The organism is Neisseria sicca 4320, assembly GCF_000193735.1.
Taxonomy (GTDB): Bacteria; Pseudomonadota; Gammaproteobacteria; order Burkholderiales; family Neisseriaceae; genus Neisseria; species Neisseria sicca_E.
The window spans coordinates 1-11320 of the sequence record NZ_AEPF01000061.1 but is presented as its reverse complement, the minus strand read 5'-3'; the positions used below and the strand labels follow the sequence as shown (position 1 = coordinate 11320).

Genomic DNA, 11320 nt, shown 5'->3' with positions numbered 1-11320 from the left:
TTCGCGGCCATAGCCTGAGACCTTTGCAATAACATAGGTTACTAAAATTTTATGCTCAATTTCATTTTCAAAATGCAAAACTTTTCTGATTTTTCCTACTTTTTGCTCAATATTAGGAAGGTTTTAGGCAATTGAAAATTTTTTGGCGCATTTTTATGCGTCAAATTTCGTTAACAGACTATTTTTGCAAAGGTCTCAGCCTGCGTTACGGTTTGGCTTAGCCCGAATCCGTGTTGTCAAAAAAGGTCGTCTGAAAACCTGAAGCCTAGGTTTTCAGACGACCTTTTGGTATTGCCTGATGCGGATTACAACACTTTCACGATGCTTTCGCACAGATAGTCGATGTTGTCATCGGTAATGCCGGCGACGTTGATGCGGCCGGAGCGCACGGCGTAGATGGCGAACTCGTTTTTCAGGCGGTCGACTTGTTCGGGCGTGAGACCGCTGAAGGAGAACATGCCGTTTTGTTCGATGATGAAGTCGAAGTCTTGATTTGCGCCTTTGGCTTTGAGCAGCTCGACGAATTTTTGGCGCATGGCTTTGATGCGGCCGCGCATTTCGTCGAGTTCGGCAATCCATTGTGCTTTCAAATCCGCGTCTTTCAACACGAGGGCGATGGTGTTCGCGCCGTGGGAGGCGGGGTTGGAGTAGAGGGTGCGGATGATGGTTTTGACTTGGCTGTGGGCGCGGGCGGCGGTTGCTTCGTCTTCTGCGACTAAGGTGAATGCGCCGACGCGTTCGTTGTACATGCCGAAGTTTTTGGAATAGGAGCTGGCGATGAGCAATTCTTTGTTGTGTTTCAAGAAGGTGCGCAAGCCGTATGCGTCTTCTTCGAGACCGTTGCCGAAGCCTTGGTAGGCGAAGTCAAACAGGGGCAGCCAGCCTTTTTCGGCGGAGAGTTTGGCAAGGGTTTCCCATTGTTCGGGCGTGGGGTCGATGCCGGTGGGGTTGTGGCAGCAGCCGTGCAAGAGGACGACGTCGCCTTTTTGCGCTTGGCTCAGGTCTTCAATCATGCCGTCCCAGTCTAAATCGTGTTTGGCGGCGTCGTAGTAACGGTAGGGCTTGTCTTGGATGCCGACGGCTTTGAAGATGGCGTTGTGATTGGGCCATGTGGGGTTGGAAATCCAGACGGTTTGTGCGTTTAGTTGGCGTTTGGCGAACTCGGCGGCAATACGCAATGCGCCTGTGCCGCCGAGGCTTTGGGCGGTTTTGGCGCGGCGGCTGGCGACGATTTCGTGGTCTCTTCCGAAAAGGAGGATTTGGGTTTGTTCGTTGTAGTCGGCAACGCCGTCGATGGTGAGGTAGTTTTTGGTGGTTTCGCTCTCGAGAAGGCGTTTTTCGGCTTCTTTGACGGCTTTGACGATGGGGGTCGCACCGGATGCGTCTTTATAAACGCCGATGCCGAGGTTGACTTTTTCGGGGCGGGTTTCGGCTTTGAATGCTTCGCCCAAGCCTAAGATGGGATCTGCGGGGGCGGCTTCGATGTGATTCAAGAACATGATCTCTCGCTTTGCAAAAATGAAGGGACGGGATATTTCCTTTGGGATTTTACGCTGTTTCAGGTCGTCTGAAAATGAATGCGGCAGGTTTTGTCGCAACGTGCTACATCATGCCTTTGATGCCGGCGAGGATGATGCCGTAGCGCAGGATTTTTCCGGTCAGGAGCATGAGTGCGGAGGTGTAGGGGTTGAGCCTGAGCCAGCCTGCGGCAATGGGCAGCGCGTCGCCGATAACGGGCAGCCAGGCAAACAAAAGGGGCAGGGTTCCCCAGCGTTGGAGCAGGCGCAGGGTCTTTTCAGACGACCTTTTCTTGGACGGAATCAGCCGCCCCATCCAATAGGAAACCATGCTGCCCAAGCCGTTTGCCAGTCCGGCGCACAACCACGCGCCGTATGCCTGTTCGGGATAGTTGTAGATGAAAGCGGCGAAGGCAGCTTCGGACGTGCCCGGTAGGATGGTGGCGGAGGTAAAGGCGGAGGCGGCGAGTCCGAGATAGGCGTAAATGAGGGGCATGGCGGATAAGTTTGCGTCAGGTCAAAGGTCGTCTGAAATAAGATTTTAAGTCGTTTGCGGGTAGATTTTTTGTAAAATTTAGACTGATTCTGTCTATAAAATACTTTATCGGACAGAATCTTGCTGAAACTCGATGTAGTCGGCGTGTTTTCAGTGTTTGCAATAATGGCAAAAGCCAGTATGATTCAGCCCGTTATTAACGGATATTAACTGTTTGTACGGTCAATTCCAATAAATCGAAAGGCAAATCATGTCTACGCCATCACAACAAAACCATAACCCCGCGCTGGTCGTCCTGACCACGCTCTTCTTCATGATGGGTTTCATCACCTGCATGAACGACATCTTGATTCCGCATCTGAAAGAAATTTTCGATCTGACTTATGTTCAGGCGATGCTGATTCAGTTCTGCTTCTTTACCGCTTATGCCATCATGTCGATTCCGATGGGGCATCTCGTCGGCAAAATCGGCTATAAAAACGGCGTCATCGGCGGCTTCTTGCTGACCGCCGTCGGATGCTTGTTGTTTTATCCTGCTGCGGGCAGCCACTCTTACCCGACTTTCTTGGGCGCGCTCTTCATTCTTGCTTCAGGTGTAACCCTGTTGCAGGTTGCGGGTAACCCGTATGTAACCCTGTTGGCGAAACCGGGCAAAGAATCCGCTACGTTGACTTTGGTGCAGGCGTTCAACTCATTGGGTACGACCATCGCCCCTCAAATCGGCGCGTTCCTGATTCTGGCGGATGCGACGCAGGCAGTCAGCAAAGCCGAAAAGATTTCCTCCGTTCAAATCCCTTACTTGGGTCTGGCAGGTCTGTTGGTTATCCTCGCCGTCTTTGTGAAAATGATCCGTCTGCCTGACGCGCGTAAAATCGCCGAAGCAGAAAGCGAACACAACCACGACGGCAAACACAGCGTGTGGCAATACAAACACCTCGTCCTCGGTGCGGCAGGTATTTTCTGCTACGTCGGCGCGGAAGTATCCATCGGCTCGCTGATGGTCAACGTCTTGGGCTTCCTGAAAGGATTGGATCACGCTTCCGCCGCCCAATACCTGTCGTTCTATTGGGGCGGTGCTATGGTCGGACGCTTCCTCGGCTCGGCAGTTATGGCGAAAATCGCGCCCAACCGCTACCTTGCCTTCAACGCCACTATCGCCGTTGTCCTGCTCATCATTGCCATGATGACCGGTAAAGGCAATGCCGACGTCGCTATGTGGGCACTGCTTGCCATCGGCTTCTTCAACTCCATCATGTTCCCGACCATCTTCTCGCTGGCGACCAAAAACCTCGGTAAATTCACCAATGCCGCTTCCGGCGTACTTTGTACTGCCATCGTCGGCGGTGCGATTGTTCCGGTCGTACAAGGTTGGGCGGTCGATACTTACAGCCTGATGTCGTCTTTTGTCGTATCAGCCGTGTGCTACCTCTATATCGTCTTCTTTGCCGTCAAAGGTTACAAAGCCGACGAGTAAGTGTTGTATGAACAAAAGGTCGTCTGAAAACTTGGAAATCAGGTTTTCAGACGACCTTTTTTCTTTGGAACGGACTTTTAAACCCGATCCGCTCAAACCAAGGTCGTCTGAAAATACGGCAACAGATTTTAACCGGAGCTTAAGCCCGTTTTCAAAAGACAAAACACGCCCGCAATACGGTCTGACTGACTTATGGCATAATGCTTACGGCAAAATACAGGAGCTTCTCATGTCAAAAATCATCTTATTGCATGGACTGTATATGCACTCTTGGGTGATGAAACCTTTAGCGGATATGTTGGAGAAACAAGGCTTTGACGTTGCCCTGTTCGGTTATTACAGCGTCTGGCAAACCATGCCGCAGCACACGCAGGCGTTGGCGGAATTTGTTGAAAAACACGATACGGGCGAGCCTCTGCATTTTGCCGGACACAGTCTGGGCGGGCTGGTGTTGCGCCACTTTGCCGCCGCCCACCCCGAGAAAATCACCGGACGCATCGTTACCTTCGGCACGCCCCACCAAGGCAGCCGGGCTGCGCAAAGGGTGTTCCGGCTCGGATTGAAAACCCCCGTACTCGGCGGCGCTTATCGCGATGCGCTCGACGGCGGCACGCCCGATTTGCCCGAACATATCGAACTGGGCAGTATCGCCGGCAACAAACCGCTAGGACTGGGGCGCGTCTTGGGTTTGCACGGCGAACACGACGGCACGGTTATGGTCAGCGAAACCCGTTGCCCGAATATGCGCGACCACGTTATCTTGCCCGTCAGCCACAGCGGTATGCTGTTCAAACACATTACCGCCGAGCAAACCGCAACATTTTTGCGCGAGGGGCGGTTTAATCATGGGTAAAAACATGGGATGGGATGGCGAGAACTTGAAAATAGTAGAAAGGTCGTCCGAAAACTTGGAAATCAGGTTTTCAGACGACCTTTTTGCAGATGAATCCACTTGAATCGGTTAACCAATTTATGGTTTATTTTTACGAAAATAAATAGTGTTGACAAAGCAGGTAATGATAATTAATCTAGAAATACTTTTTTCAGTAATTGTTAGCTTATAAAGGATGAAATATGAATACAAATTCAGAGCTTTATTTAAAAGCAATTCAACGTATGAATGAATTACGTTTTTCGGGAGAGTATCGTGAAGATAGGGAGGTTTTAGATAATAATGGGTTTGTTGTTTCCGAATTGAAAATTGATTCAAATCTACCTCCGACTCCGATCCAAACTGGTTTTATAAAAAATTCAGAGATACCTGAATCAGTTATAAATCTATTAGGATATGTTTGTTTGTTAGGTATGTATCCAGTGGTCTATCAGGGAGAAAATGATGGTCGTCTAATCAGACATGTTGTTCCAAGGGTAGGTTTGGAGAATCAGATCAGCTCTTACGGTTCTTCTCTGGACTTTTATCCTCATGTAGATAACCCTGATTTAAGATTGCGTGGAGAGGCTGGTTTTCGAAGCCCAGTACCTGATACATTGAGTTTATTGTGCTTGAGACAGCAAGATAACGTTGCAACTAGTATTTTAAAATTAGATGACGTTTTAGGTGAATTATCAGGAGAAGAGATTAAACTTTTAGAAGAAGCTGAGTTTACAGTGAATAGACCTGCATCTTTTGAAAAACAAGAATCTATAGATAAATTACCTTTATTGCGTAAAAGGGAGAATGGCTTATATGTTTCAAGATTTGATTATCATAACGTTAGGGCAAGCAATCCTAAATATAATTCAGTATTGGAAAAATTTAAAAGGGTAAGTTTAGATCCTAAAAAGTGGGTATCATTGCATCTTAAGCCTGGTCAGGTTGTTACCTTTGATAACCAGAGAACACTGCATACAAGAAATGGGTTTAAACCCAAATTTGATGGCAATGACCGATGGCTGTTAAGGGTATTCGGATTATTTGAGAAATGCCCTGATGAGTATTTCTTAGATGTTTCGTGTAAACATCACCTGCATACGAAAATTTAAATCTAATGAAGAGGAAACAAATCCATGGAACAATTATTTATTCCCGGCAGCATTATTGCCGATTATTTTTATCTCGGTCTTTTCCTATTGGTTGCCGCGTCTTTGATTGCGGGCTACGTCGATGCTATTGCGGGCGGAGCCGGGCTGATTTTGATTCCTGCGTTTTTGATGGTCGGCTTGCCGCCGCAGGTCGCGTTGGCGCAGGAAAAATTGGTGAGCACCATCGGGACGGTGGCTGCGATTAAAAATTTTATGAAAAGCAGTTCGATTGTATGGCGCATTGTGCCGGTCGGCATCGTTGCGGCTTTAATCGGGGCGTTTGTCGGGGCGAAAGTCATTCTGATTCTGCCGGTGGAAACCATCAATTACATCATTCTTGCGTTTTTACCCATAGGCTTGCTGGCAACTTTGTTCAAAGGTGTTTTGCTGAAAAAAGGCGATGAGCGCGGCGAGATAAAAAAATCTGCCGTCGCCGTCTTTTTCACTTGTCTGATTGTTGGTTTTTATGATGGTTTTTTCGGACCGGGTACGGGCAGCATTTTCATCATCGCTTTGTTTGTCATTAACAAATTGTCGTTGTTGCAGGCTTCGGCTACTTCCAAGATTTTCAATTTTGCTTCCAATATCGGGGCATTCGTCGCTTTCTTGATAGCGGGAAAAATGGCGTTCCTAATCGGAATCCCGATGATTTTGGCAAATTTGTTGGGCAACCATTTCGGCAGCCTCCATGCTATCAATTCAGACGGGGAAATTATCCGTAAGGTTTTGGTGGTAACGGTTTTGCTGATTATTGCTTCGATGGCATATAAGGCTTTTTCGGCTTGACGGGCAGTAATTGATAAAAGGTCGTCTGAAAACTTGGAAATCAGGTTTTCAGACGACCTTTTAGTTTGTGGCAGATTGGATTGCTGAGCTGTCCGCCTTAAGCCAACTTGACGGCGAGTTCCGCCAGCCGTTTGCCTTGTGCGAAAGCGATGTCGTTTTCTTCGGCGGTCAGGACGGGTTTGCCGTCGTGTCCGGCAACGTGGGACGCGCCGTAGGGGGTGCCGCCGCTTCTGGTGCTGCTGAGGGCGGATTCGGTGTAGGGTATGCCGCTGATGATCATGCCCTGGTGCAGGAGGGGGAGCATCATGGTGAGCAGGGTGGTTTCTTGTCCGCCGTGTTGGGAGGAGGTGCTGGTGAAGACGGTGGCGGGTTTGCCGGCGAGTTCTGCGCCGAGCCACAGGGGGATGGTGCCGTCGATGAAGTATTTCATGGCGGCTGCCATGTTGCCGAAGCGGGTGGGGCTGCCGAGGGCTAGGGCGGCGCAGGTTTTGAGGTCTTCGGCGGCGGCGTAGGGAGCGCCGCTGTCGGGGATGTCTTTTTCGACGGCTTCGCAGACGGTGGAGACTTTGGGAACGGTACGCAATACGGCTTCGCAGCCTGCAACGCTTTCGATGCCGCGTGCGATTTGGCGGGCGAGGTTGAGGGTGCTGCCGTTTTGGGAGTAGTAGAGGACGAGTATTTTAAGCGGATTTGGGTTCATTTGGGTATTCCGTTATAATGGTGGGTTTGCGGGAAGCCGGGCTTCGGGGGAAGTGTTTGTCCGGAGCAGGCTATGAATCGGTTTTCCGGCAAAATTTTTTTATTATTGCTGTTTTTATTTTTAATTTTTGGGAAAGATTATGCTGTTTTTGAAATGGTGGCAAGGTTTGTCGGGCAGTAAGCTCTTCGCGTTTGCGCGATTCGTCGTCCGGCGTTTTGACGAAGAGCGCGTGCCGCAGGCGGCGTCGAGTATGACCTTTACGACGCTTCTGGCTTTGGTGCCGGTACTGACTGTGATGGTAGCGGTCGCTTCGATTTTTCCTGTATTCGAACGCTGGTCGGATTCTTTCGTCTCGTTTGTGAATCAGACCATCGTGCCGCAGGGTGCCGATATGGTTTTCGATTATATCAATGATTTTCGCGATCAGGCGGGGAAGTTGACGGCGATTGGCAGTGTGATGCTGGTGGTTACGTCTCTGATGCTGATTCGGACGATTGACAATACCTTCAACCGGATTTGGCGGGTCAATACGCAGCGGCCGTGGATGATGCAGTTTTTGGTGTATTGGGCATTGCTTACTTTCGGGCCGTTATCTTTGGGCGTAGGCATTTCCTTTATGGTCGGCTCGCTTCAAGGTTCCGCGCTGGCTTCGTTTATGCCTCAATGGATGGGGGGAGTGCTGGAAACCTTAGGCACGCTGTTTTTCGCTACGCTTTTGCTATGGGGTTTGTACCGATTCGTGCCCAACCGTTTTGTGCCCGGTCGCCATGCATTCATAGGGGCTTTGATTACCGCGTTTTGCTTGGAGGCTGCGCGTTTCCTGTTTGCCTGGTATATGGGCAATTTCGACGGCTACCGCTCGATTTACGGTGCGTTTGCCGCCGTGCCGTTTTTCCTGGCGTGGCTGAATTTGCTGTGGACGCTGCTGTTGGGCGGCGCGGTGTTGACTTCGTCGCTGTCTTATTGGCAGGGAGAGGCGTTTCGCAGGGATTTGGATTCGAGCAGGCGGTTTGATGATGTGCTGAAAATATTGATCCTCTTGAATGATGCGCAAGAAGAGGGTAGGGCGCTGGCTGTCCAGGAGTTTAGAGAATATATCAATATGGGTTACGATGAATTGGGCGAGCTTCTGGAAAAGCTTGCGCAAAACGGCTATATCTACAACGGCCGTCAGGGCTGGGTGTTGAAAACAAGTGCCGATTCGATCGAACTGGGCGAGCTATTCAAGCTCTTCGTTTATCGTCGTTCAACAGGCCGGCGTGATGAAGTAAGCCGTACCTTCGATGCGGTCATGAGGCCTTGTCTGAAGAATCTGGACATGACGCTGGCTGAGTTCGCTTCATATACGGGAAGTGCGAGAAAGCGTAAACGCTCTTGATTGATACCGGCAAAAGGTCGTCTGAAAGCGGTTTCAGACGACCTTTTCTTATTGCCTGAAAGATGGTTTTGAAAATTATAGTGGATTAACTTTAAACCAGTACGGTGTTGCCTCGCCTCGCCTCGCCGTACTATCTGTACTGTCTGCGGCTTCGTCGCCTTGTCCTATTTTTGTTAATCCACTATATATTTGACAAATTTTAAAAAAAAAATATTATATTTGTCCTGCTTTATCAATCTTAAATTTATGGAGAAATCGGTATGAAACGTTTGATTTTGGCGGTTTGCGCTACTGTTTTATTGGCATCGTGCGGGAAAAGTACTGACGATTATGTAGGTTATTGGCGTCAGCAAGACATCAATAGAGAGAATATTGTCGAGATTAAAAAGGAAAACGGCAATTATTTTCTCACCGACATCAGTTTCTTAACGGGCAAACCTCAGGCCACTGTCTTAGTCGAACGGGACGGTAAGTTAGGCATCAGTACATTATTCGGTGAAATGCCGATCAACCTTTCAGATGATCGAAAAGAGATGTATGTTGACAAAAGTCGTTATAAAAAGATTGACGTGGGGATGAAAGATAAAATCGCAGCTCATCAAGAAGAGTGTAAAAAACTCAGCCAACGTTATCGGGATGCGGAAGGTAAATTGCCTAAATTCGGCTTTGGCAAATATGCAGAAGAGCGAAAAGCCGCCGTCGAACTGGCGGACAAATTCAGAGCAGAATTTTCTGTTTTGGAAAAAGACATTAAGTGTAATGGCAAACCTTATTTGCCAAAACCATAATTAAGCAAAAGGTCGTCTGAAAACGGTTTTCAGACGACCTTTTGCTATAATCGGGCTTCATCGTCCCGTTTGGTTTGGAACCTTATGAAACCCCTCTTCCTCCTCCTGCTTTCCTTCTCCTCTGCCACCGCTTTTGCCGCATACGGTTTGGGTTTGGGGCAGGAGCCGAAATATTCCGCCGACTTTCGCGCCTACGAATACGTCAATCCCGACGCGCCCAAAGGCGGCGTGTTTTCCCTGCCGATGCAGGGCGGTTTTGATACGTTCAACCCGTTCACCCTCAAAGGCGACAAAGAAGTCGGCGTTCTCATGCTGACCGTGGACAAGCTCACGGACAACAGTTGGGACGAACCTTTCTCCATGTACGGGCTGCTGGCGGAAGACTTTTCACTTGCCGAAGACGGGCTGTCAGCAACATTCAAACTCAACCCGAAGGCTAAATTCCACAACGGCGATCCCGTGCTTGCCAAAGACGTCGCCGCCTCCTTCCGCCTGCTTACCCAAGACAAAGCCGCCAATCCCTCCTACCGCATATACTGGAGCGATGTTGCCAAAGTCGAAACGCCCGACGACAGGACAGTCGTTTTCCGCTTCAAACAGCGCAATGCCGAATTACACATGGTCTTGGGGCAACTGCCTGTCTTTTCGCATAAAAGCTATCCCGAAGGGCTGGAAAAAGGCGCAAACAAAATGCCCATCGGCTCCGGCCCCTACCGCTTCGTCAAAGCAGACATCGGACGCATGAGCGAATACGCGCGCGACAAAAACTACTGGGCGCAAAACCTCCCGACCCGCAAAGGCAGATATAACTTCGACACCGTCCGCTTCAAATATTTCAAAGACAACAGCGTCCGCCTCGAAGGACTCAAAGCCGGACAATACGACTTCGTTTATGAAAACATCGCCCGAAACTGGGCGCGGGCTTATCCCGGCGAAATGCTCGCCAAACGCGGCTTGGGCAAACACGAATGGGTGCAGCAAAGCAACGCCGGCATGCAGGGCTTTGTTATGAATATGCGCCGCCTCCCGTTCAACAACATCCTCGTGCGGCAGGCGATGGTCGAGAGCTTCGACTTTGAAAGCGTCAACGCCCGCATTTTCTACGGCGCATACCGCCGCAGCAACAGCTTCTTCACCAACAGCGAGATGGCGGCGACAGGCAAACCGCAAGGCGCGGAACTAAAACTGCTCCAGTCCCTCGGCAACACCCTCGATCCCGCCGTCCTGAACCAACCCGTCCCCGAACCGCCTCAAACCGACCCGAAAACAGGCATACGCTCCAATCTGCTCAAAGCCCGCGCCCTTTTGGAAAAAGCAGGCTACCGCTATAAAAACGGCAAACTGACCGACACACAAGGCAAACCCCTGACCTTCGAGTTCCTGACCGCCTCCAAAACCTACGAACGCATTACCGCCAAATGGCAGCGCGACCTCGCCAAAATCGGCGTCACCATGAACATCCGCGTTACCGACCCCGCCTTATACCAAAGGCGTCTCAACGATTTCGACTTCGACATGACCATTACCGTCTATGCCAACAGCGAAAGCCCGGGCAACGAACAATATGATTATTTCGGCTGCGAAGCCGCCAAAATCCCCGGCAGCCAAAACCTCGCCGGCGTGTGCCGCCCCGAAGTCGAAAAGCTGCTCAAACATTTCGGCAGCTTTACCAACCGCGAAGAGCTGAAAACCACCGCCCAAGCACTAGACCGCACCATCCGCCACCAATACATCATCGTCCCCGCCTGGTACGCCGACCGCTACCGCGTCGTTTACCGCAACAACCTCGGCATCCCGCAACAACTGCCGAAGTATTACGATCCGATAACATTCCCGCTGAGTACGGGCTGGTGGAAATAGGAGGGGCAATCCGTAGCGTGGGCTTTGCCCACGAGATGAAAGCAGGTTCGACTGTTGTCTGATTTGGTCGTTGGATGGCGGACTTCGTGGGCAAAGCCCACACTACGGGTTCAGTTATTCCAAACCTGCTTTGATTGGAAAGGGGTCGTCTGAACACGAGCGTTAACGAGTTTCTCAAAGTTTTCAGACGACCTTGTTTTTATCTGCGACCTGCCCCCTCTCCCGTCCGGCGGGAGAGGGTTAGGGAGAGGGTGGCTCTACAAACTGCACTAATTTGATTTTACCTAAAACCATAAAGC

Annotated in this window: 10 protein-coding genes; 7 read left to right on the top strand and 3 right to left on the bottom strand. The window is 50.2% G+C overall.

Annotation, left to right across the window (positions count from 1 at the left end; translation table 11 throughout):
- Positions 1-305 precede the first annotated feature (305 nt).
- Positions 306-1499: an amino acid aminotransferase gene (locus tag NSCA4_RS0106880; RefSeq protein ID WP_029609606.1), complete on the bottom strand. Its 1194-nt coding sequence runs from the start codon at positions 1497-1499 to the stop codon at positions 306-308.
- Positions 1500-1602: 103 nt separating this feature from the next.
- A complete protein-coding gene (locus NSCA4_RS0106875; RefSeq protein ID WP_016687456.1) occupies positions 1603-2013 on the bottom strand; it encodes a YqaA family protein in 411 nt (136 codons plus the stop codon).
- Positions 2014-2263: 250 nt separating this feature from the next.
- On the opposite strand from NSCA4_RS0106875, the gene NSCA4_RS0106870 reads away from it, so the two are divergent.
- From NSCA4_RS0106870 to NSCA4_RS0106855, 4 genes are all read left to right on the top strand, one after another.
- Positions 2264-3487 carry a sugar MFS transporter gene (locus NSCA4_RS0106870; protein WP_016687455.1) on the top strand — a complete coding sequence of 408 codons (1224 nt, stop codon included), beginning with the start codon at positions 2264-2266 and terminating at the stop codon, positions 3485-3487.
- A 229-nt stretch (positions 3488-3716) separates the two neighbouring features.
- A complete protein-coding gene (locus NSCA4_RS0106865; RefSeq protein WP_016687454.1) occupies positions 3717-4340 on the top strand; it encodes an alpha/beta fold hydrolase in 624 nt (207 codons plus the stop codon).
- A 221-nt stretch (positions 4341-4561) separates the two neighbouring features.
- Entirely contained in the window at positions 4562-5470 is a 909-nt protein-coding gene (locus NSCA4_RS0106860) for a TauD/TfdA family dioxygenase (RefSeq protein WP_016687453.1), read from the top strand.
- 24 nt (positions 5471-5494) lie between these two features.
- On the top strand, positions 5495-6295 hold the full coding sequence (locus tag NSCA4_RS0106855) for a sulfite exporter TauE/SafE family protein (RefSeq protein ID WP_016687452.1): 801 nt from the start codon (positions 5495-5497) through the stop codon (positions 6293-6295).
- A gap of 97 nt (positions 6296-6392) precedes the next feature.
- On the opposite strand, the gene wrbA is transcribed toward NSCA4_RS0106855, so the two are convergent.
- Complete coding sequence (gene wrbA, locus NSCA4_RS0106850) at positions 6393-6995, bottom strand: NAD(P)H:quinone oxidoreductase (RefSeq protein ID WP_016687451.1); 603 nt, start codon at positions 6993-6995, stop codon at positions 6393-6395.
- 139 nt (positions 6996-7134) lie between these two features.
- Between wrbA and NSCA4_RS0106845 the strand changes: the two genes are divergently transcribed.
- The 3 genes from NSCA4_RS0106845 to NSCA4_RS0106835 all read left to right on the top strand — a co-directional run bounded on the left by NSCA4_RS0106845 (position 7135) and on the right by NSCA4_RS0106835 (position 11021).
- Positions 7135-8373, top strand: coding sequence for a YihY family inner membrane protein (locus NSCA4_RS0106845; RefSeq protein ID WP_016687450.1), 1239 nt, complete (start codon positions 7135-7137; stop codon positions 8371-8373).
- A gap of 260 nt (positions 8374-8633) precedes the next feature.
- Positions 8634-9161: a hypothetical protein gene (locus NSCA4_RS0106840; RefSeq protein WP_016687449.1), complete on the top strand. Its 528-nt coding sequence runs from the start codon at positions 8634-8636 to the stop codon at positions 9159-9161.
- Between the two features lie 84 nt (positions 9162-9245).
- Entirely contained in the window at positions 9246-11021 is a 1776-nt protein-coding gene (locus NSCA4_RS0106835; protein WP_016687448.1) for an extracellular solute-binding protein, read from the top strand.
- The last annotated feature ends 299 nt before the right edge of the window (positions 11022-11320 follow it).